The organism is Leadbetterella sp. DM7, assembly GCF_040829825.2.
Classification (GTDB): Bacteria; Bacteroidota; Bacteroidia; order Cytophagales; family Spirosomataceae; genus Leadbetterella.
This window is the reverse complement of the sequence record NZ_JBFOLH020000002.1, coordinates 254,905-275,188: the sequence shown is the minus strand read 5'-3', so window position 1 is coordinate 275,188 and position 20,284 is coordinate 254,905. Positions and strand designations below refer to the sequence as shown.

Annotated in this window: 20 protein-coding genes; 10 read left to right on the top strand and 10 right to left on the bottom strand. The window is 50.1% G+C overall.

The window, feature by feature from the left end; all coding sequences use genetic code 11:
• The first annotated feature begins 26 nt into the window (after positions 1-26).
• Positions 27-833 carry a restriction endonuclease gene (locus AB2U10_RS03150; RefSeq protein WP_367914138.1) on the top strand — a complete coding sequence of 269 codons (807 nt, stop codon included), beginning with the start codon at positions 27-29 and terminating at the stop codon, positions 831-833.
• 1 nt (position 834) lies between these two features.
• Here the strand turns inward: AB2U10_RS03150 and AB2U10_RS03145 are convergent, their stop codons facing one another.
• Complete coding sequence (locus AB2U10_RS03145) at positions 835-1,674, bottom strand: LysR family transcriptional regulator (RefSeq protein ID WP_367914137.1); 840 nt, start codon at positions 1,672-1,674, stop codon at positions 835-837.
• A 188-nt stretch (positions 1,675-1,862) separates the two neighbouring features.
• Here AB2U10_RS03145 and hppD point away from each other — a divergent pair, with 188 nt between their 5' ends.
• Genes hppD through AB2U10_RS03125 form a run of 4 tightly spaced genes read left to right on the top strand, consistent with a single transcriptional unit; the run spans position 1,863 to position 6,317 of the window.
• Entirely contained in the window at positions 1,863-2,987 is a 1,125-nt protein-coding gene (gene hppD / locus AB2U10_RS03140; protein ID WP_367914136.1) for a 4-hydroxyphenylpyruvate dioxygenase, read from the top strand.
• Between the two features lie 21 nt (positions 2,988-3,008).
• Positions 3,009-4,166, top strand: coding sequence for a homogentisate 1,2-dioxygenase (locus AB2U10_RS03135; protein WP_367914135.1), 1,158 nt, complete (start codon positions 3,009-3,011; stop codon positions 4,164-4,166).
• A gap of 51 nt (positions 4,167-4,217) precedes the next feature.
• Positions 4,218-5,414 (top strand): fumarylacetoacetase, encoded by a 1,197-nt coding sequence (fahA, locus tag AB2U10_RS03130; protein WP_367914134.1) that lies wholly within the window; start codon positions 4,218-4,220, stop codon positions 5,412-5,414.
• 30 nt (positions 5,415-5,444) lie between these two features.
• Complete coding sequence (locus AB2U10_RS03125) at positions 5,445-6,317, top strand: flavin reductase family protein (RefSeq protein ID WP_367914133.1); 873 nt, start codon at positions 5,445-5,447, stop codon at positions 6,315-6,317.
• A 142-nt stretch (positions 6,318-6,459) separates the two neighbouring features.
• On the opposite strand, the gene bla is transcribed toward AB2U10_RS03125, so the two are convergent.
• The 4 genes from bla to AB2U10_RS03105 form a co-directional block, all read right to left on the bottom strand.
• Entirely contained in the window at positions 6,460-7,329 is an 870-nt protein-coding gene (gene bla, locus AB2U10_RS03120; RefSeq protein ID WP_367914132.1) for a class A beta-lactamase, subclass A2, read from the bottom strand.
• Positions 7,330-7,535: 206 nt separating this feature from the next.
• Positions 7,536-8,399, bottom strand: coding sequence for a cation diffusion facilitator family transporter (locus AB2U10_RS03115; RefSeq protein WP_367914131.1), 864 nt, complete (start codon positions 8,397-8,399; stop codon positions 7,536-7,538).
• A gap of 68 nt (positions 8,400-8,467) precedes the next feature.
• Positions 8,468-9,208 (bottom strand): glycosyltransferase family 2 protein, encoded by a 741-nt coding sequence (locus AB2U10_RS03110; RefSeq protein WP_367914130.1) that lies wholly within the window; start codon positions 9,206-9,208, stop codon positions 8,468-8,470.
• A 97-nt stretch (positions 9,209-9,305) separates the two neighbouring features.
• On the bottom strand, positions 9,306-10,022 hold the full coding sequence (locus AB2U10_RS03105) for a pyridoxine 5'-phosphate synthase (RefSeq protein ID WP_367914129.1): 717 nt from the start codon (positions 10,020-10,022) through the stop codon (positions 9,306-9,308).
• Positions 10,023-10,091: 69 nt separating this feature from the next.
• On the opposite strand from AB2U10_RS03105, the gene AB2U10_RS03100 reads away from it, so the two are divergent.
• From AB2U10_RS03100 to AB2U10_RS03090, 3 genes are read left to right on the top strand one after another with little or no spacing between them, the layout of a single operon-like run.
• A complete protein-coding gene (locus AB2U10_RS03100) occupies positions 10,092-10,541 on the top strand; it encodes a GatB/YqeY domain-containing protein (RefSeq protein WP_367914128.1) in 450 nt (149 codons plus the stop codon).
• Between the two features lie 3 nt (positions 10,542-10,544).
• The gene (locus tag AB2U10_RS03095; protein ID WP_367914127.1) at positions 10,545-11,087 is read left to right on the top strand and encodes a CvpA family protein; all 543 of its coding nucleotides are present in this window, start codon (positions 10,545-10,547) and stop codon (positions 11,085-11,087) included.
• Positions 11,088-11,130: 43 nt separating this feature from the next.
• Positions 11,131-12,360, top strand: coding sequence for a porin (locus AB2U10_RS03090; RefSeq protein WP_367914126.1), 1,230 nt, complete (start codon positions 11,131-11,133; stop codon positions 12,358-12,360).
• A 13-nt stretch (positions 12,361-12,373) separates the two neighbouring features.
• On the opposite strand, the gene AB2U10_RS03085 is transcribed toward AB2U10_RS03090, so the two are convergent.
• Together AB2U10_RS03085 and AB2U10_RS03080 are read right to left on the bottom strand one after the other, a co-directional pair.
• Positions 12,374-13,246 carry an ATP-grasp domain-containing protein gene (locus AB2U10_RS03085; protein ID WP_367914125.1) on the bottom strand — a complete coding sequence of 291 codons (873 nt, stop codon included), beginning with the start codon at positions 13,244-13,246 and terminating at the stop codon, positions 12,374-12,376.
• An 88-nt stretch (positions 13,247-13,334) separates the two neighbouring features.
• Positions 13,335-13,490, bottom strand: a complete 156-nt coding sequence (locus AB2U10_RS03080) for a hypothetical protein (protein WP_367914124.1) — start codon at positions 13,488-13,490, stop codon at positions 13,335-13,337.
• Between the two features lie 42 nt (positions 13,491-13,532).
• Between AB2U10_RS03080 and AB2U10_RS03075 the strand changes: the two genes are divergently transcribed.
• A complete protein-coding gene (locus AB2U10_RS03075; protein ID WP_367914250.1) occupies positions 13,533-13,796 on the top strand; it encodes a DeoR/GlpR family DNA-binding transcription regulator in 264 nt (87 codons plus the stop codon).
• Positions 13,797-13,939: 143 nt separating this feature from the next.
• On the opposite strand, the gene alaS is transcribed toward AB2U10_RS03075, so the two are convergent.
• The 3 genes from alaS to AB2U10_RS03060 form a co-directional block, all read right to left on the bottom strand.
• On the bottom strand, positions 13,940-16,612 hold the full coding sequence (alaS, locus tag AB2U10_RS03070; RefSeq protein ID WP_367914123.1) for an alanine--tRNA ligase: 2,673 nt from the start codon (positions 16,610-16,612) through the stop codon (positions 13,940-13,942).
• 161 nt (positions 16,613-16,773) lie between these two features.
• Positions 16,774-17,688 carry a ribonuclease Z gene (locus AB2U10_RS03065; RefSeq protein WP_367914122.1) on the bottom strand — a complete coding sequence of 305 codons (915 nt, stop codon included), beginning with the start codon at positions 17,686-17,688 and terminating at the stop codon, positions 16,774-16,776.
• A 3-nt stretch (positions 17,689-17,691) separates the two neighbouring features.
• Positions 17,692-18,093, bottom strand: a complete 402-nt coding sequence (locus AB2U10_RS03060; RefSeq protein WP_367914121.1) for an STAS domain-containing protein — start codon at positions 18,091-18,093, stop codon at positions 17,692-17,694.
• 154 nt (positions 18,094-18,247) lie between these two features.
• On the opposite strand from AB2U10_RS03060, the gene glgB reads away from it, so the two are divergent.
• Entirely contained in the window at positions 18,248-20,182 is a 1,935-nt protein-coding gene (gene glgB / locus AB2U10_RS03055; RefSeq protein WP_367914120.1) for a 1,4-alpha-glucan branching protein GlgB, read from the top strand.
• Positions 20,183-20,284 lie beyond the last annotated feature (102 nt).

The window sequence follows — 20,284 nt, the reverse complement described above, 5'->3', positions numbered from 1 at the left end:
CGGTTACCTGAACCTGTTCAATTCCAATGAAATTACTGAAAGATAACGGGGAAGAAACCGTCTTTGATGAAAGCCGGTTCAAAACGTCTCTCCTGAAATCAGGAGCCCCCGAATACCAGGTAGATCATGTCCTGGAAGAGATCCTGGGCAGGATGTACGAAGGCATGAGCACCCGCCAGCTGTACCAGTGGGCGCATGAGCTGCTCCGGAATTACTCCAATGCCTATGCCGCCCGCTACAGCCTGAAAAAAGCGCTCATGAAGCTGGGGCCTGCCGGCTATTACTTTGAAAAGTGGATCGCCAAATTCCTGGAAAACCTGGGATACAAAACCCTGCACAGCAAGCATATCCCCGGGCATGCGGTCACCCATGAAGCCGATGTGATCGCCGCTAAAGACGGGCAGCTGATATGGATAGAATGTAAATTCAGGAATACCAGTGAGGCCCGGATATCGGTTACTACCCCCATGTATGTGCTGTCGCGGGTGAAAGATATTTCGGACAAAAAATACCGGTTCTGGGACGAGGAAATGGAGTTTACATCGGGCATGCTGGTGACCAATTCCTACTTTACCCAGGACAGCATCGATTTCAGCAGGTATTACGGGCTGGAGCTCCTCTCGTGGGATTACCCCGCCGGCCATAGCCTGAAGAACCTTATTGACCAGAAAGGGCTCTACCCAATCACCTGCCTGACTACCCTTAACGAAGAGCAGATTGCTGCTTTGCTGCGTAAAAACATTATCCTGGTCAAAGAGCTGCAGGAGCAGCCTGACCTGATCCGTAGCGCAGCCCTGCGCGAGGAGATCGCCGGCTTGCTGAATCCTTCCTGAATCAGGTCCGGGCCAGGATATGGCAGATCCGGATATCACCGAAAACGGTATTCTCCAGTGATTTCACCAGGATACCCGGCTCAGCGCTGAAATCAAAGAGCGAAGGGGCAAAGCCTATGCCGTTATTGAGGCCTACCAGGCTGATAAGCAGGTTAAGCGAGCTGACCTCCTGGATGATCTGCCGCTGGATGCCCAGTGCGTGGCACCGGTCTTCTATCTCTTTGTATACGGGGTGAACCTTCCGTGAAAGCTCTATCCATTTCCCGTTCTTCAGAAGATGCTCTACGGGCACCTCCCGGCCGGCCATAGGGTGGTTTTTGGAGAGGATAAGTGACAGTCCGCCGGTTTTCAGTATTTCATACTTCAGCGTGGGATGAATAACCGGGTAAAGGGTAAGTCCCTGGTCAATTTCCCGGTCCAGGAGCGCATCCTGAACTTCCAGGTAATTGTCGTACTCATGGATTGAGATCTCCGTATAGGGCCGGGCACGGCTGAAGGCTTCTATAAACTCCACGATCCGCTCTTTCAGTAAAGCCTTGTAAACGCCCAGCCGCAAAACCTGGTTCTGCCGGGCTATCTGCCTTGTGGTTTCTTCCAGCCTGCCGGCCTGCAGCAGGAGCTTCCTGGCTTCGGCCAGGAAATGTTCGCCTGCCGGGGTCAGCTTTACCTTGCGGTAGTTTTTCCGGGCGGTGGTGTCCAGTAGCTCCACGCCCAGGTTCTCTTCCAGCAGCCGGATCTGCTGGCTCAGCGCGGGCTGGGAAATAAAAAGCTGCTCGGCGGCCCGCCCGAAATGCTGCTTATCTGCTACCTCAACAAAATATTTCAATTGCCGTAGTTCCATTGGTTTAAACCATATAAGGCATATAAGTTTGTTAAAACCATAAAGTCATATAAGGCATATCAGATTAACTATATATGACTTATATGCCTCGTATGGTTTATCATAAGTAAAACTTATTACAAAGTAAGTAAATTATATTGGACAAATACCATAATATGTGGGAATTTTACAAGAAAATTCAATCTCCAATGGAAACTTTAGCAGCCGAAGAAGCACCTGTAACCACCGACTTCCTGCCCTTGAAAGGCACCGATTACGTAGAATTGTACGTAGGAAACGCCAAGCAGGCGGCTTTTTACTACGAAATGGCTTTTGGCTTTAAAACGGTGGCCTATGCCGGGCCCGAAACAGGACTGAAAAACAAGGTCTCTTACGTGTTGCAGCAGGGCAAGATCCGGCTGGTGCTCACCGGAGACCTGAAAGGAAATACGGAGATTGCCGAACATGTTAAATGCCACGGCGACGGGGTAAAAGTGCTGGCCCTTTGGGTAGACGATGCCCGGAAGTCGTTTGAAGAAACCGTGAAGCGGGGTGCTGTGCCGGTGCATGAGCCCCGGGTGCTGAAAGATGAATACGGTGAAGTGGTGACGGCTTCGATCCGTACGTATGGCGATACCGTACACACATTTGTAGAGCGAAGCCGGTATGACGGCCCTTTCCTGCCGGGGTATGAACCCTATGAAAGCCTGACCTTTAAAGGTGATGTGGGCTTGCAGTACATTGATCACTGCGTGGGAAATGTGGAGCTGGGCGAAATGAACGAATGGGTGAAATTTTACGAAGACGTGCTGGGCTTCAGGTTGCTTATTACATTTGACGACGAAGATATATCTACCGAATACTCCGCCCTGATGTCGAAGGTGGTTTCGAACGGCAACGGGTACGTGAAATTCCCGATTAACGAGCCGGCCGACGGCAAACGGAAGTCGCAGATTGAAGAATACATTGAATTTTACAACGGTGCAGGGGTACAGCACCTGGCGGTAGCTACAAACGACATCGTGGAAACCGTATCCCGCCTGAGAGCCAACGGGGTGGAGTTCCTGGAAGTGCCCGATACCTACTACGAAGACCTGACCGAAAGGGTAGGGATCATCAGGGAAGACCTGAAAGAGATCAGGGACCTGAATATACTGGTAGACCGCGATGAGGAAGGTTACCTCCTGCAGATCTTTACGAAACCCGTTACCGACCGGCCCACCATGTTTTTCGAGATCATCCAGCGCCGCGGGGCTACTTCTTTCGGTAAAGGGAACTTTAAAGCCCTGTTTGAAGCCATTGAAAGAGAGCAGGCGAGAAGGGGAAATTTGTAAAACGTTTGTCATAGAATTCATATGCCTGTCTATCATAAATCAGGAAAAATACCGGCCAAGCGCCATGTACAGTTCAGGAAACCGGACGGCGGCCTGTATTACGAACAGCTGTTCGGCACCATCGGGTTTGACGGCATGTCTACCCTTATGTACCAGGTTTACCGGCCTACCATGGTAAAGGAGATCCTGGGGGAAAAAGATGTCAGGCCCCAGGTCGCCATAGAAAAAGGGATCAAAGCCCGCCTGCTCAAAGGATTTGAGGTCAGCCCGGAAGACGATTACCTCGACAGCCGCAAAGCCCTGCTCGTGAATAAGGATATCCATATCGGCCTGGCTGCTCCACGGAAGTCGCTCCGCAATTATTTTTACAAGAATGCAGATGCTGACGAGCTGCTTTTCATTCACCAGGGGAGGGGTACCCTGCGTACACAGCTGGGGAACATCCCTTTTGAATACGGGGACTACCTGGTCATTCCGCGCGGAATTATATACCAGGTAGACTTTGATACGGAAGATAACCGCCTGCTTTTTGCAGAAAGCTTCCACCCCATATATACGCCCAGGCGCTACCGGAACTGGTTCGGGCAGCTGCTGGAGCATTCGCCTTTCTGCGAGCGTGATTATAAGCTTCCGCAAGACCTGGAGACCCACGACGAAAAGGGTGATTTCCTGATAAAGATCAAAAAAGAAGGCGTTTTGTATGACATGCTTTACCCTACGCATCCTTTTGATGTGGTAGGGTGGGACGGCTACAATTATCCTTACGGTTTTTCGATTCATAATTTTGAACCCATTACCGGCAGGATTCACCAGCCGCCTCCTGTTCACCAGACATTTGAAACATCGGCATTTGTGGTTTGCTCGTTTTGTCCCCGCATGTACGACTACCACCCGCAAAGTATTCCGGCACCCTATAACCATTCCAATATTGACTCAGACGAGGTGCTGTATTATGTAGACGGCGATTTTATGAGCCGGAACAATATCGAAAAAGGGCACATCACCCTGCATCCGGGCGGGATTCCACACGGTCCCGCACCGGGTGCCTATGAGCGGTCTGTGGGCCAGACCGAAACACACGAGCTGGCTGTGATGATTGACACTTTCCGCCCCCTGAGCCTGACCGCTGAAGCGCTCCGGATTGACGACGGGAAATATTATCGGTCATGGTTGGAGTGATTCGGCCTTCTTTTTCGTTATATATTTACCAGCTATGTCTCAAACCCGTCTATGAATTTTTCTACGGATACTATTCCCTTTGGGATTTTTTCTTTCGGAGAGTCTAAAAAATGCCTGGCTACGGCCGTGGATGATAAAGTGGTGGACCTCTCTTTCCTGGCCAATGAGGGCCTCTTTGATGACCTCGATATTCCACGGCCCGTTTTCAGCCAGCCTTACCTCAATGACTTTATTGCCTTGGGCAGGAAAAAGACCAATGCGGTGAGAAGCTTACTTCAGAAGCTGCTGAAAAATCCTACCCCGGAGATTATGGAGGCCTATTTTTACTACCAGCGGGTAGACCTGCACCTCCCGGTAAAGGTGGGCGACTATACCGATTTCTACTCTTCCGAGCAGCATGCCTATAACGTGGGAGTGATGTTCCGCGACCCGGAGCAGGCGCTTTTACCCAACTGGAAACACCTGCCCGTGGGTTACCACGGCCGGGCCAGCTCTATCTTTGTATCGGGGACCCCGTTTCACCGGCCGAAAGGACAGATCAAACCTGCCGGAGCGGCTTCGCCGGTCTTTTCTGAAACCCGCCGGCTGGATTTTGAGCTCGAAATGGCCGCTGTTATCGGGAAGGCCAATGCACATGGCGAACCGATTCCTGTAGATGAGGCGGAAGAATATGTTTTCGGGTTCCAGCTGTTTAACGACTGGTCGGCCCGCGATATACAGGCCTGGGAATACGTGCCGTTAGGGCCTTTCCTGGCCAAGAACTTTTTTTCCTCCGTTTCACCCTGGGTGATCCCTGTAGAAGCGCTTGAACCGTTCAGGGTGGAGGCGCCACAGCAGGACCCCGAAGTGCTGCCGTACCTGCAGGCTAAGAACCGCAACCAGTTTGACATTCACCTGGAAGTGCTGCTTACTACCGCCAATGGAGTAGAGAAAGTAATCAGCCGCTCGAATTTTAAGCACCTGTACTGGACCGTCCCCCAGCAGATTGCCCACCATACCGTTACCGGCTGTAACCTGCAGGTTGGTGACTTGCTGGCCTCCGGCACGATCTCGGGCAGGGAGCCCGGCAGCTTCGGATCTATGCTGGAGCTGACCTGGGGCGGAAAGAACCCTATTGTGCTGGAAGACGGCACGGAAAGGGCATTCCTGGAAGACGGCGATACGCTGACGATCCGCGGCTATGCGGAAAAAGGCAATATACGCGTAGATTTCGGCGAGGTAAGCAATACCGTTTTGCCGGCCAGGTAAGACGGTTGCTCCTAATAACCCAACATTTTTATGAAAACCATAGACCCCAAAGAGGTTTCCACGGCTGAATTTCATTCGTACCTGCTCAGCTCTGTGGCTCCCCGGCCCATTGCTTTTGCCAGTACAACAGACCGGGAAGGAAACGTTAACCTGAGCCCTTTCAGCTTCTTTAATGCATTTGGAAGTAACCCGCCCACCCTGGTGTTTTCTCCCAACAAGCGGGTGCGGGATAACAGCGGGAAAGATACGCTGAATAACGTTTATGAAGTAGACGAGGTGGTCATCAACATGGTTGACTACAGCATGGTGGAACAGGTTTCACTGGCCAGCTGCGAATATCCCAGGGGCGTGAACGAATTTATCAAGGCCGGGTTTACCCCGGTGTCTTCCGTAAAGGTAAAACCGCCCCGGGTGGCTGAATCAAAAGTAGCTTTTGAATGCAGGATCAGGCAGATTGTAAGCCTGGGTGACCAGGGCGGGGCTCCCAACCTGGTGATCTGCGAAGTGCTGCTGGCCCATGTTTCCGAAGAGCTTTTGGATGAAAACGGCCGGATAGATCCGCTGAAAACCGACTGGGTGGCACGAATGGGCGGCGACTGGTATTGCCGGGCTTCGGGAGAGGCTGTTTTTGAGGTGGCAAAGCCCAATGTTCAGGTGGGAGTAGGCGTAGATTGTATCCCGGCGTTTATCCGGGATAACCCGCTTTTTACAGGAAATGACCTGGGCCGGCTGGGCAATATCCACCGTTTACCGGATAGCAATGAAGTAGGCTCCTTTAAGCAGGAGCATGCCTCGGGAGAGTATCTTGCCCTGGCGAAGCAGCTCCTGGAAAAACAGGAAGTCAGGGCCGCCTGGTGCGCGATCCTGGCTTTACAATACGAACAGGGAAAATCCCAGGCATAGAATGGACGTTTTCATCATTATTCCTGTTTAAAGTCTGAAGATTGATCCTGTAAACATATACTAATGTAGATTTAAAATCCAGGCAACAGAGCTTCCCACTCTCATTTTTAAGGGTAATTTAATCTAGCGGGTCGCCAGGAAATTATCGGGCGGTAATAACCTTCGCAATATCCGCTATTATCTTTTCATTGACCTCGTCGCTTTCCTGTGACTCAGTGACGAAGACGGCAATGATGTACGTGTGACCGTCAGGAAGCAGGATAATTCCGGCATCGTTGGTAGCGGCAGACAGGCCTTCGGCATTGCGGCCGGAAGTTCCGGTTTTGTGGGCTACCGTTGCATCCGCCGGTACCCCGGCTTTAAGGCGCTTTTTGCCGGTAGAAGAATAAGCCATCTGGGCCCAGAGAAAGTCATGCATGTTTCCTGAAAGAAACTCGCGCTGGTAGAACTTCTTAAGTATTTCTACTACGGATACCGGGGTAGCCACGTTCCGGAACTGGGTTTCCCAGTCCTGGTGCATTTCTTCTTCATTGACCTCAATCCGGGTACCGGAAATGCCTAAGGAACGGATATAATCATTGACGGCTCCGGGGCCTCCTACACGGCGGAGGAGGATGTCGCAGGCGTTATTGTCGCTGACCGATACCATGTAGTAAATCAGGCTGTCGAGGCGCATGCTCAGATCTTTTTTGCCGTGTTCGTCGCGTAAAGGGCTCCAGGTATTTTCGAGGATCTCTGAAGACCGGATCGCCACCTGCTGATCCAGGTGAAGCTTTCCCTGGTCTACTTCATCCAGCACTTTGGCAGCAATATGAAACTTAAAAACGGATTGCAGCGGGAAATTCTCCCGGCCATTGATTTCGGTGAGTTCACCGGTTTTCATGTCCAGCACGGCCACACCCACCTGCAGCTTTTTATCTTTAACCAGGGCATTCAGCCGGTCTTCCAGCTGCTCTTTACGGGAGCAGGAAAACAGGGAGAGGGAAATGAAGAGAAGGGGTAATATTTTCATCTGTATAAAATTTTAGCTTTCAGCCTTCAGCTATCAGCCGCAGCGGCGGAGCGCTTATTCATGGGCCGGTTGGTGTGCCCGACTTCTGATAGCTGATAGCTGACTGCTCATGGCTATTTCATGGTATATGTTAATTCGGAGTGGTAAGTTCCGGGTAATGAGTTAAAGCCGCTGGTTGCCCATTATTCACTACCCGGAATTCACCGCTACTTATCCGGTTCAATATGTATTAAAACGTTTTCTATGGAAGGAATCTTTTCCAGCAGGGTATCTTTTAACCGGTGAGCAATATCGTGCCCCTCTTTTACGGTTAAGGTTCCTTTGACCATGGCGTGCAGGTCTACGTGGTATTTCATGCCTACTTTACGGATATACAGCTTTTCGGTATCTTCCACGCCTGTAACTCCGGCTGAAACACAGCGGATTTCGATTTTCAGTTCGTCGTAATTCTGCTCATCCATGATCTCCCCCAGGGCCGGCCGGAAGATCCGGTAGGCATTATAGGCAATCAGGACAGAGGAAAAAAGGGCGGCCCAGTCGTCGGCTGATTCGTAGCCTTTTCCCATAATAAGGGCAATGGAAATACCTGTAAAAGCGGCTACTGAAGTGAGCGCATCGGCCCGGTGGTGCCAGGCTTCGGCTTTCAGGGAAGAGCTGTTGCTTTTAATCCCGTTTTGCATTACCCAACGGTAGGAAAGCTCTTTCCAAAGGATAATTCCGCCCAACACCCATAAGGTGAAGGCATGGGGAGCTTCATGAGGAACCCGGATGTTGTTGATGCTTTGCCAGGCAATAACGAAAGCAGATACCAGCAGGAAAACCACAACCAGGAAAGTGATGAGGGGTTCGGCCCGTCCGTGTCCGTAGGGGTGGTTTTTGTCGGCCGGCCGGCTGGAATATTTGATTCCGAGCAATACCAGCAGCGAAGCAAAAATGTCAGACGTAGACTCAATGGCGTCAGCGATTAAAGCATACGAATTGCCCAGCACCCCGGTTACCCATTTGATAATGGCCAGAAGAACGTTAGAAAGGAGGCTTAAACGGGTGGTCTTTAGTGCTGACCCTGACATACACCAATTGTTTTGCCAAAGGTAGGCTTTATTGCCGGTATTTGCACGATACGAAAGCCCCGAAAGTCTTACCGGAAGATCTTTTCGTTGATCACGTTTTTCCGGTGCAGGAAATATTTGACGGAAGTTTCCAGGCAGCCCAATCCATAGATAACGCTTCTCCGGAAATTGATGGAGGAAGCCTCTTTGAAATATTTTGTAGGACAGGTCACTTCTCCTATTTCGTAGCCCTTATTGAAGATCTGGCACAGCATCTGGTTGTCAAAAACAAAATCATCGGAATTCTCTTCGAAATTAATGTTCCGGAGAACATCTGCTGAAAAGGCGCGGTAGCCGGTATGGTATTCTGAAAGCTTCTGGTTGATGACCAGGTTCTGCATAAAAGTAAGTACCCGGTTGGCAACGTATTTATAGAGGGGCATGCCTCCACGCAGGGCCCCGTTGCCCAGGATACGCGAGGCCAGTACCACCGGGTAGAGCTCGCTGGCAATCATATACGACATCACGGGGATCAGCCTGGGCGTGTATTGATAGTCAGGGTGAAGCATGATGACAATATCTGCACCCAGCTCCAGCGCTTTTTGATAGCAGCTTTTCTGGTTTCCGCCGTAGCCTTTATTTTTTTCGTGGGAAACAATGTGCTTAATGCCCACTTCCCGGGCTACTTCAATGGTGTTGTCGCGGGAAGCATCATCTACCAGGACTACCTCATCGACCAGGTCGAACGGAATTTCACTGTATGTCTTTTCTAATGTGGCAGCAGCATTGTAAGCGGGAAGAACTACTACTATTTTTTTATTGAAAATCATAAAAATCCTGCTTAGGTAATTCCGGTAAAGTTAGTAAAAAAAGTATTTACTATTGCCTTACAAAGAATTATATCAGGCGGGCGGTTTTATAATGCCTTTAATTCAGTTTGCGCAGGTACATCTGTATGGTGTTCTCCAGGCCGTAATAGAGGGCATCCGAGATCAGCGCGTGGCCTATGGATACTTCCAGCAGGCCAGGAATGTTTTTGTGAAAGTATTCCAGGTTTTCCAGGCTGAGATCGTGGCCAGCGTTCAGGCCTAGGCCTGCTTTCTGAGCGGCTTCTGCAGCTATGATAAAAGGTGCTATGGCCTTTTCAGGGCTTTCTGCAAAGCCGGAGGCATACGATTCCGTGTAAAGCTCTACCCGGTCGGTACCGGTTTCTGCAGCTGCTTCTACCATTTCGGGTACGGCATCTACGAAGATCGATACCCGTATGCCTTCTGCCTTGTACATTCTGACCAGCTCCTTTAATTTTTCCCGGTGCCGGATCGTGTCCCACCCGGCGTTGGAAGTGAGGGCACCCAGGGCGTCGGGTACAAGGGTCACCTGCTCCGGTTTTACGGTCAGCACCACTTCCCGGAAACGGCCTTCGGTAGGGTTCCCTTCGATATTGAATTCGGTGCTTACCTGTTTTTTCAGGTCAAATACATCCTGGTAGCGGATGTGGCGCTCATCAGGCCGGGGATGAACGGTGATGCCCTGGGCACCGAACCTTTCGCAATCAGCAGCTACCCGGAGGAGGTCAGGTACATTACCGCCCCTCGAATTTCTTAATGTGGCTATTTTATTGATATTGACCGATAATTTTGTCATTTTTGTAATCCCGAATTAATACACCAAAATTAAGGGTTTTATAAGTGTAAATACCAAAACAAACGGATAATGTCATTAAAAGTAACGATTGATGCAGATATAAAGGCTGCCATGCTGGCCAAAGATCAGGTAAGACTTTTAGCACTGAGAGATATTAAAAAGGCCATTTTGCTGGAAGAAACCAAACCGGGGGCCAACGGGCAGATCACCGAGGCCGATGAGCTGAAGCTCCTTCAGAAAGCAGTGAAGCAACGGAAAGATTCGGCTGAAATTTATAAGAGCCAGAACCGGCAGGATCTGCTCGATAAGGAGCTGGCCGAAATAGCCATTATTGAAGCCTACCTGCCGGCAGCTATGTCTGAAGAAGAGCTGGAAGCAGCCGTTAAAGCCATTATTGAGAAAACAGGGGCGAAGTCGCCCGCAGAAATAGGGAAGGTAATGGGGGTAGCCTCCAAAGAGCTGGCCGGTAAGGCTGAAGGACGTGCTATCTCTGAAATGGCTAAAAAGCTCCTGGCGTAATTTATGTCGGTATTTGACCTGATTCTCTCTGTTCCTATAGCCATAGGGGCATTTAACGGGTACAGGAAGGGTCTCCTGATCGAGATTTTCGGTATAGCGGCTTTTATAGCCGCTATTATTATCGGTTTTAAGTTCCTGTACCTGGGGTCGGGCATTGTAGAGGATATCGTGGGAACCGACCGCTTAAAGTGGCTTTCACCCTACCTCAGCTTTTTTGTGGTTTTTCTGCCTTCCCTGTTCCTGATCCGCCAGGTAGGACTCCTGATGAAAAAGGCTATCCGTATTACATTCCTGGGTGTGCTGGACGGACTTCTAGGAGCTACGCTGGGTGCTGTAACGGCAGCTTTCGGGATCAGTATTTTTATATGGATCATCGAAAAAATCGGTATCCGTATTCCTGAATCTACCCTCGCTGAAAGTAAATTATATGACTTTATGAAAGGCTTTGCCCCCAGGATCATTTCACTGATCTCCGACTGGCTGCCGGGAGGAAACTGGATAGAATACCTGGAAGGGCTTAAAGAAAAATTCAGCACCAGTTCGTAAATCAATTGCACCACGAACGGGTTACCCGGAACGTTTTATGGATATGAAGATACTACCTGTTCTCCTGATCTCCCTGTTTGCCGCCGGCCCCCTGCTGGCGCAGGAAGATACAGAAGAGAAGAAAAGAAAGACCGGCCGGGAAGACAACGACCTGAAGCTATCGGTTTTGCCGTACTATAACTTTGGTAAGGGCTTGGGTATAACCTCGCCTGACAGCCTTTTTCAATTGAATATCCGGTTCAGAATGCAGAACAGGGCTGAGTTTGCCGAAGATGAGGAAGGCGAATCTTCGATAGGCGCCTATGTGAAAAGATTGCGCCTGCGTTTTGACGGCTACGTGGGCAGTCCCCAATTTTTGTATGCCATCCAGCTTTCTTTTGCACCGGAAGATGTGGGCGAGATTCACGATGGAGGAAACCTGAACGTGATACGCGACGCCGTCATCTTTTACCGCCCCAATGAGCTCTGGACGTTCAGCTTCGGGCAAACCAAGCTGCCCGGTAACCGGCAGCGGGTGAATTCATCAGGCGCCCTGCAACTGACCGACCGGAGCATTAACAATGCACGATTCAACCTTGACCGTGATTTCGGTATCCAGGTGCATAACCTGAACGAGTACAGAGACCGGTTTTCGTATAACCTGAAGCTGGCGGTAACAACCGGTAATGGCAGGAACACTACGGTAAAAGGAGATCAGGGACTTTCGTATACGGGTAAAGCAGAGCTGTTTCCATTCGGCGCGTTTGCTCATTCGGGCTCTACGTTTGAAGGAGATATTCAAAGAGAAAGCCGGCCTAAAGTGCTTTTGTCGGCAGCCTATAATTACAACGACAGGGCCCTGAAATCACAGGGAGTTCTGGGGGAAGAGCTTTCAGAAGCCAGAAGCCAGAGCAGCTGGCTGCTTGACGCCATGCTGAAGTACCGGGGATTTACCGGCATGCTGGCGTATATGGACCGGAGCGCCAAAGACCCGCTTATACAGGCTGCCGGGGCTCCTGAATATGTATATGTGGGGCACGGAACAGACTACCAGGCCAGTTATCTGTTTCCTTCCGATTACGAGATCATAGGGCGCTTCAGCAGGCAGAAGGCGGGGCATGCTATACAGGTATATACACCCGATCAGAATCAGTATACACTGGGACTTACGCGGTATATCTGGGAGCATGCGTTTAAATTCCAGGCAGAAGCCTCGCTGAACCGGTACATACACCGGGATAACCGGGTCTCGAAAGACTGGCATGCCCGTTTTCAGGTTGAAATGGGAATTTAGAGCCGTGAATTTCCTATAATTTATCTTTCAACGCCCGGTAATAATTCTCCATTCTTCCGGGTACGTTATCTAGGAAGAGGTAGGGTTCAATCAGCTCCAGCTCCATCAGGTGGAAAATGCCCCCGATCACCACACCGTCTACCCGGGCATATAGGGTGTCAGCAGCGAAGCGGTTAACAAATGCAGCGGCCTGCTCTACCAGCCCGCCATCTGCTTCTTGGTAGCTCACTTTTCCCCCGAGGTAATGTTGCACCCTGAAATCCTGGTCTTTCGGGGTTTTCAGCAGGCTATGGCTGTATTTACCCCCGAAAAACAGGAGCGACCACTCGCCGTTGAGTATTTCTTCTACAAAAGGCTGGATCATGTAGGCTTCCTCTTTCAGCCAGGTCTGGATCAGCGGAACCAGCTCGGGAAATTCCTCCGGCGTGACCAGCACCGTGTTCTTGGCCCCGGCGCTGATACAGGGTTTGATGACCAGGCGCGGGGTATTGAGCTCTTTGAAATAATTGTGTTGCGGGTCAATGATGCTGCCCTTTTCAAGATAGCGGGTAGGAATGGCGGGAAGTCCCGAATCGAGCACATCTTTCAGATAATGCTTATCACTGTTCCACCTGACCACTCCGGCAGAATTGAATACCCGTACTCCCTGTTGTGCCAGGGTGTCCATCCAATTCAGAAACCCGGTGTACTTTTCGTGGTAATCCCAGGGAGATTTAAGGATAACGAGGTCATAAGCAGTCCAGTTTACGGCCGGGTCATTCCATACTTCCCGGTGAATGTCCAGCCCCTTGCCGCTTAAAAAATCAAAAAGGTCCTGGTCTTCATCCCGTACGGTGCCGTTATTGTATTTTTCCTGAATCTGGTAGCCGATCAGTGCGAGTTTCATATTGTATCTTCTATATCAAAACCCAAATATACCTTAAAAACCTCACGGGGCCACACTCTGGCCCTCCGTGTATGAGAAGGAGAGGTTGCTACAGCTCAATATTCAGGATATTTGAAACAATGAATACCCGGTCCCTGGTCTTTAGAAACTCTTCCATCATAATGGTATTATCCGGTTGGAGTTTTCCTTTGAAAACCTGTTTTCCGTTATGAAATACCGCGACCTTATCTTTGTAATTGACCATGTCCTGAGACAGGTATAGCTTCAGGCTTTTTACCCTTGATACATAGCTGACGTTTATTTTATGGGAAACTGTGCTGTAGACAGTAAATTAGGTACTTCAGCGGTATTCAGGGCAGATGCCGAAGTGAAGCAGGCTATGATAAAGTCCTCTAAAAAAATTATAGCACTGGCAGACCAAAGCAAACTTGGGCGCACAGAAGCATTTAAGGTTGCAGATCTTGAGAAAATAGATGTCCTGATAACAGATCTGGCAAGTAATGATATTCAATTAGAGGGCTTTCGGAATTCAGGATTACAATTGGTATAATATCCGCCTGCCATTTTTGAATTTCTCAAGGTCACATATTGAAAGGTTATACATGAATTCTGCAACAGGAACATTTAACTGCTTTCAATATAAACAGGATAGGCAGATCTAATTTAAAAACCATGAACGCTGCATGCCTATGACTACCCTACCACAGCCACCTTCGCCGCCTCAATGGCATCATCCAGTCCCTTGATATCGCTGCCGCCGGCAGTGGCAAAGTGGGGCTGGCCGCCGCCGCCGCCCTTCATGAGTTTGGCTACTTCACGAATGATGGCCCCGGCATTCAGGTTTCTTTCTTTGACTACATTTTCATCAATGAGAATGGCCAGGTTGGGTTTGTCAGCGACCACTGCACCCAAAATAACCACCGGCTTACCCATGTTCTGCTTCAGGCCGAAAGCCAGCTGCTTCAGGGCATCGGCATTTGGCACATTGACCCGCTGGGCCACCAGGTTCATGCCTTTGATATTTTCCACCTTGCTCAGCAGGGCTATTTTTGCCGCCTGGATGGTGGCGTTCTCAAAGGTCTCAATTTTCTTTTGTAAAACGGTGTTATCGGCTTTTAGCTGTTCTACAGCTTTGAGCACGTCATTCGACTTCAGGATTTCTTTCAGCTCATTGATCAGGTCCGATTGCTGCCGTAGGAGCTCCAGGGCCTTCACCCCGGTTACGGCCTCCACGCGTCTTACGCCGGCTGAAACCGATCCTTCTGAAACAAAACGGAACATCCCGATCTCACCGGTGGCGTTCACGTGGGTACCCCCGCAGAGCTCCACCGAGAAATGGGGATCAAAGGTGATCACCCGCACAAAATCACCGTATTTTTCACCGAAAGTGGCAGTAGCACCCAGAGCCACGGCATCGTCAAACGGTACATTGCGCTTTTCGTCGAGTGCAATATTTTCCCTGATTTTGGCATTGACAATGTCTTCTACCCTCCGTAGCTCTTCGTCGGTTACCTTGGCAAAGTGGGAGAAGTCAAAACGGGTCACTTCGTCGTTCTGGTACGAGCCACGCTGAATAATATGGCTGCCCAGCACTTCTCTCAGGGCGGCCAGCATCAGGTGGGTAGCCGAGTGGTTTTTCTCGATATTGGTTCTTCTTTCCGTATCAATTTCCGCCAGTACTTCTGTGGGCCCGGTAAGGGTGGCCAGCACTTCAGCGGCATTTTTATCTTTTACAATGTGCAGGAAAAGATCATTTTCTTTTTTGGTATCGGTTACGCGAAACCGGTGTTCTTTTCCGTCGGCATTCAGGGTGATGGTACCGGTATCGCCCACCTGGCCGCCCATTTCGGCGTAGAAAGGGGTTCTGTCCAGTACCAGGTGAATCTCCTGCCCGGCTTTGGTTTTGCTGATCCTGTATTTCATCAGCTGTGCCGGCGCGGCGGTCAGCTCGTAGCCCAGGAACTCCACGCCGTCGGTATCGCCCAGTTCCACCCAGTCGGCCGCCTCTTTTTCGGCATCCTTCCGGCTGCGGGCCTTTTGCTCTTCCAGGGCTTTTTTATAGCTTTCCTCATCAATGGAGAACCCTTTTTCTTTGGCGATAAGCGCCGTTAAATCTACCGGGAAACCAAAGGTATCCGAGAGCTCAAATACGGTTTCACCCGATAGCACTTTAGAGGTGTTTTTTTCCTGGAAAATGGCGTCCAGTCGTTTCAAACCCTGTTCCAGGGTACGTAAGAAGGTTTTTTCCTCTTCTTCCACCACCTTGCTCACAAATTCTACCTGGGCCTGTAATTCGGGAAATACGTCGGCAAATTGCTTTGCCAGCACAGGCACCAGCCTGCACATAAAGGGCTCCCGGAAGTTCAGGTAAGAATAGCCGTAGCGCAGGGCCCGGCGTAAGATGCGGCGAATGACATAGCCGGCTTTGGCATTAGACGGGAGCTGCCCGTCAGCAATGGCAAAGCTGACTGCCCGCAGGTGGTCGGCAATAACCCGCATGGCCACGTCCACGTAGTTGTCGGCGGTGAGTGTTCCGTTAACCCCGTATTTCTGGCCGGATAGCTCTTCAATTACCCGAATGGTATTTTGAAATAAGTCGGTATCGTAATTGGATTTCTTGCCCTGGATAGCCATACAGAGGCGTTCAAAGCCCATGCCCGTATCCACGTGCCGTTCCGGCAGCGGGATCAGCGAGCCGTCGGCTTTGCGTTCGTATTGCATGAATACGTTATTCCAGATCTCCACTACCTGCGGATGGTCCCTGTTCACCAGCTCTTTGCCGCTTATTTTACTGACCTCTTCCGGATCACGCAGATCTACGTGGATCTCCGAGCAGGGGCCACACGGACCGATATCGCCCATTTCCCAGAAATTATCTTTTTTATTGCCCAGAATAATCCGGCTTTCATCGCCGATGATCTCCTTCCAGATATCAAAGGCCTCCTGGTCGAAAGGTACTCCTTCTGCCTCATTTCCTTCAAAAACCGACACGTAGATCCGGTCTTTCGGAATTTTATATACTTCCGTCAGCAATTGCCACGACCAGCCCAGCGCTTCCTTTTTAAAATAATCACCGAACGACCAGTTGCCCAGCATCTCGAACATGGTATGGTGGTAGGTGTCAAAACCCACTTCCTCCAGGTCATTGTGCTTACCGCTTACCCGCAGACATTTTTGTGTATCGGCGATTCTCCGGGCAGGAGGTGTTCCGTTTCCAAGGAAAAAATCCTTGAACTGGGCCATTCCCGAGTTATTGAACATCAGGGTGGGGTCGTTTTTGGCTACCAATGGAGCCGACGGAACGATGAGATGTCCTCTTTCTTCAAAAAAATCTAAAAATGCCTTACGTATCTGGTGCGATGTCATTACTGGAGCCGGAAATTTTATATTTCACAAAAATAGCTGTTTTTCGCGAAATAGCATCACCTTAAGAGGCCTTCCCCATGAATTACAATATCTTTCTCCGGGGCGGATTACCCCTGAAACAGGTTGTTTTTAAAGATACCTACTCTTTAAAGGATAGACTTTTAGCGTGAGGGTACCGCATACACCCGCCCTTCTTCTGCCAGCACCGTATCCGGGAATACGGCCCGGGCTTCGGCCAGGAAATGATCAAGCACCTTATACCGGGAAGAAAAATGGCCTATTACCAGCTGCTTGACGCCGGCTCTGCGGGCAATATCTGCCGCCTGGGCGGCCGTACTGTGAAAAGTGATCTGTGCCCGGTTCGCCAGCTCGTGGGTAAAAGTGCTTTCGTGGTACATCAGGTCGGCATTCCGGATGTATTGCACAATCTCCGGGTCATAAATGGTGTCGGAGCAGTAGGCCAGCTGCCGGGGCGGTTCGGGATCGGCCGTGTAGTCGCGGTTAAGGTAAATTTTGCCGCTGAGCTCGTCGGTAACATCCAGGCCTTCTTTCAGCATCTTGAAATAGGGAAGGGGGAAATCGGCCGGGAGCTTTTCGGCCAGGATCTTCCGGGGAGCCGGTTTTTCAGCCACCAGGAACCCGGTGCACGGAATCCGGTGCCGGAGCGGAAAAGTGCTGATGCCGATTTTTTCATTGGAGAAAACCTCTTCCGGCATTACCGGGTTGGTGCTACGGAAATCAAGCGTGTAATTCAGGAATGCCTGGCTGTATTTAAGCTGTACACTGAGAATTTCATCCAGCCCGTGCGGACCGATCAGGATCAGCGGCTCGGTACGCCCGGTGTTGTTCAGGGTGTTGATCAGCGCAATCAACCCGTAAAAATGATCGCCGTGGAGGTGAGTGATAAGAATATATTTAAGCCGGGAAAAACGAACTTTATAGCGCAGCATCTGGAACTGGGTTCCTTCGCCGCAATCAATCAGGATACTCTCGTTGCCCAGGTCCAGCAGGGCAGACGAGGGCCTCCGTTCAACGATCGGAGTGGCAGAGCCGGTACCTAATATCGTTAATTTCAAAAATCAGTAATCGTTTTCTTCTCCAAACTCATTTTCTTCTCCCTCGTCGTATTCGTTGTCCTGTAAGTTCATGTAAATGGCCTCAATGGCCTCGTCTACCGACGAAAGCATCAGGAGTTCAAACTGCGAGTTATCGGCTATAATATCGGTGAGGGTGTCGTTATTGACCACGGTCACGAATAATCCTGACTCACGCAGCGCAATCTTGTGCACTTTGTCAAAAAGAATTACCCCGGAAACAGCAAGAGAAGAAACCTTGTCAAGATCAACAATAAAATTTATCCTGCCTTCAGATGAATAGAGTCCCGCTACCGCTTTTTCCAATGCTGCCGAAGTGCTGTCGTCAAAGATAGAAGACCCGGGTGTGAAAATGACGTACTCGTCTGTTTTTTTTATATTGATCATATCCTCTTATAAATAGCAGGCCCTGAGGTGCTGTATCGGCCGGTTAATATATCAAAAATCGAAAATTATGCCCGAAAAAAAAATTCTCAGAACGAATAAATGTTTTGAAAAGCTGAAAAGTTTTCTCTTTTTTGTAGAAAATATCACTTTTCTAATGGCGAAAAAGAAAGATGCTCCGGCCGCAGCTCCGAAGTTCAAAAATGTAGAACCCTATTCCCTGTTTTCTGATTTTGATATAAGCCTTTTTAAATCAGGAAAGCATTACCGGCTGTATGAAAAAATGGGGACACACGTTTTGGAACACGAGGGTGTAGTGGGCACGTACTTTGCGGTTTGGGCACCCAATGCCCGCTCAGTGAATGTCATTGGAAATTTTAACGGATGGGATCATAACAATCACCCGCTTAATCCCCGTTGGGACGGCTCCGGCATCTGGGAAGGCTGGATTCCGAACATCGGTAACGGAGAAATTTTCAAATACCGTATCGTATCCGGTAATCACGGCATAATTTCTGAAAAAGGCGATCCCTTTGCCCTGCGGTGGGAGGAATCGCCCCGAACCTCTTCGGTGGTCTGGGACACCTGGTACGAATGGAAAGATAAAAGCTGGATGAAAAACCGGCGGGAGAACAACAGCCTCGATTCCCCGTTTTCTGTTTATGAAGTTCACCTGGGCTCCTGGAAACGGGATCCCGCAGAGCCCGACAGGAAGCTGAATTACCGGGAAATTGCCGATACCCTGGTGCCCTACCTCAAAGAAACCGGGTTTACCCATGTGGAATTCATGCCTGTAATGCAACACCCTTATGAGCCTTCGTGGGGGTACCAGATCACGGGCTATTTTGCGGTAAGCAGCCGGCAGGGTACCCCGCAAGACTTCATGTACCTGGTAGAGCAGTTGCACGAGGCAGGGATAGGCGTTATCCTCGACTGGGTGCCTTCGCATTTCCCCGGCGATGCCAACGGTATCTTCCGCTTTGACGGTACGGCGCTGTATGAGCACGAAGACCCCAAAGAAGGATACCATCCCGACTGGAAATCGTATATTTTCAATTACGGACGATACGAGGTTCGTTCTTTCCTGATCAGCAATGCCCTGTTCTGGCTGGATCGTTTCCATGCCGACGGCCTGCGTGTGGATGCCGTGGCATCTATGCTGTACCGCGACTACTCGCGCCAGGAAGGCCAGTGGGTGCCCAATATCTTCGGAGGAAGAGAAAACCTGGAAGTCATATCGTTATTTAAAGAGCTGAACGAGGAAATTTACCGTTCGTTCCCGGATGTACAAACCATTGCCGAAGAGTCTACGGCTTTTCCGGGGGTTTCACGACCGGTGTATACCGGCGGACTGGGTTTTGGTATGAAATGGATGATGGGCTGGATGAACGATACCCTGAAGTATTTTGCAAGAGACCCAATGTACCGCAAATGGCACCAGAACGATCTGACTTTCAGCATGGTGTATGCATTCAGTGAAAACTTTATGATGCCGCTGTCGCACGATGAGGTGGTATACGGAAAGGGGTCATTGCTGACCAAAATGCCGGGCGATGCCTGGCAGAAATTTGCCAACCTGCGGCTGCTGTTCTCCTACATGTTTACCCACCCCGGCACCAAGCTTATCTTTATGGGAGGCGAATTCGGGCAAATGCGGGAGTGGAATTTTGAGCAAAGCCTTGACTGGCACCTGCTCGACAGTGAGAGCCACCGCGGAGTGAAAGACCTGATAAGTGATCTGAACCAGCTGTACCGGTCGGTGCCGGCGCTGCACCTGAAGCAGTTTGACCCGGGGTGTTTCCAATGGATCGACGCATCAGATACCAACAACTGTGTGGTGAGCTATATGCGTAAAACCACCAACGGAAACGTGGTGATCGTACTGAACCTCACGCCCGTGCCTCATTACGATTACCGGGTAGGTGTACCGGAAGAGCGGGAGTATAAGGAACTGCTTAACTCCGATCTCAAAAAGTACGGCGGCTCAGGGGTCAGCAACCCCAATATTTACCTGGAAAAGGTAGCCAGCCACGGTTTTGAGCAGTCGGTGCAGCTGAGCCTGCCGCCGCTGGGGGCAGTAATTATCGGGTAAGAGCCGGAAGTGAAAAGATAAAAGTGAAAAACTAAAAGTTATGGAACATCAGTATTTTAATAAGAATGTTCCTTAATTTTTAACTTTTAGCTTTTCACTTTT

Coding starts and splice junctions, on each gene's coding strand:
- bla (WP_367914132.1), bottom strand. CDS start 7,329: ATGAAAATATTACCCCTTCTCTTCATTTCCCTCTCCCTGTTTTCCTGC.
- glgB (WP_367914120.1), top strand. CDS start 18,248: ATGGCGAAAAAGAAAGATGCTCCGGCCGCAGCTCCGAAGTTCAAAAAT.
- fahA (WP_367914134.1), top strand. CDS start 4,218: ATGAATTTTTCTACGGATACTATTCCCTTTGGGATTTTTTCTTTCGGA.
- AB2U10_RS03145 (WP_367914137.1), bottom strand. CDS start 1,674: ATGGAACTACGGCAATTGAAATATTTTGTTGAGGTAGCAGATAAGCAG.
- AB2U10_RS03085 (WP_367914125.1), bottom strand. CDS start 13,246: ATGAAACTCGCACTGATCGGCTACCAGATTCAGGAAAAATACAATAAC.
- alaS (WP_367914123.1), bottom strand. CDS start 16,612: ATGACATCGCACCAGATACGTAAGGCATTTTTAGATTTTTTTGAAGAA.
- AB2U10_RS03125 (WP_367914133.1), top strand. CDS start 5,445: ATGAAAACCATAGACCCCAAAGAGGTTTCCACGGCTGAATTTCATTCG.
- AB2U10_RS03115 (WP_367914131.1), bottom strand. CDS start 8,399: ATGTCAGGGTCAGCACTAAAGACCACCCGTTTAAGCCTCCTTTCTAAC.
- AB2U10_RS03100 (WP_367914128.1), top strand. CDS start 10,092: ATGTCATTAAAAGTAACGATTGATGCAGATATAAAGGCTGCCATGCTG.
- hppD (WP_367914136.1), top strand. CDS start 1,863: ATGGAAACTTTAGCAGCCGAAGAAGCACCTGTAACCACCGACTTCCTG.
- AB2U10_RS03150 (WP_367914138.1), top strand. CDS start 27: ATGAAATTACTGAAAGATAACGGGGAAGAAACCGTCTTTGATGAAAGC.
- AB2U10_RS03105 (WP_367914129.1), bottom strand. CDS start 10,022: ATGACAAAATTATCGGTCAATATCAATAAAATAGCCACATTAAGAAAT.
- AB2U10_RS03095 (WP_367914127.1), top strand. CDS start 10,545: ATGTCGGTATTTGACCTGATTCTCTCTGTTCCTATAGCCATAGGGGCA.
- AB2U10_RS03090 (WP_367914126.1), top strand. CDS start 11,131: ATGAAGATACTACCTGTTCTCCTGATCTCCCTGTTTGCCGCCGGCCCC.
- AB2U10_RS03080 (WP_367914124.1), bottom strand. CDS start 13,490: ATGGTCAATTACAAAGATAAGGTCGCGGTATTTCATAACGGAAAACAG.
- AB2U10_RS03135 (WP_367914135.1), top strand. CDS start 3,009: ATGCCTGTCTATCATAAATCAGGAAAAATACCGGCCAAGCGCCATGTA.
- AB2U10_RS03060 (WP_367914121.1), bottom strand. CDS start 18,093: ATGATCAATATAAAAAAAACAGACGAGTACGTCATTTTCACACCCGGG.
- AB2U10_RS03110 (WP_367914130.1), bottom strand. CDS start 9,208: ATGATTTTCAATAAAAAAATAGTAGTAGTTCTTCCCGCTTACAATGCT.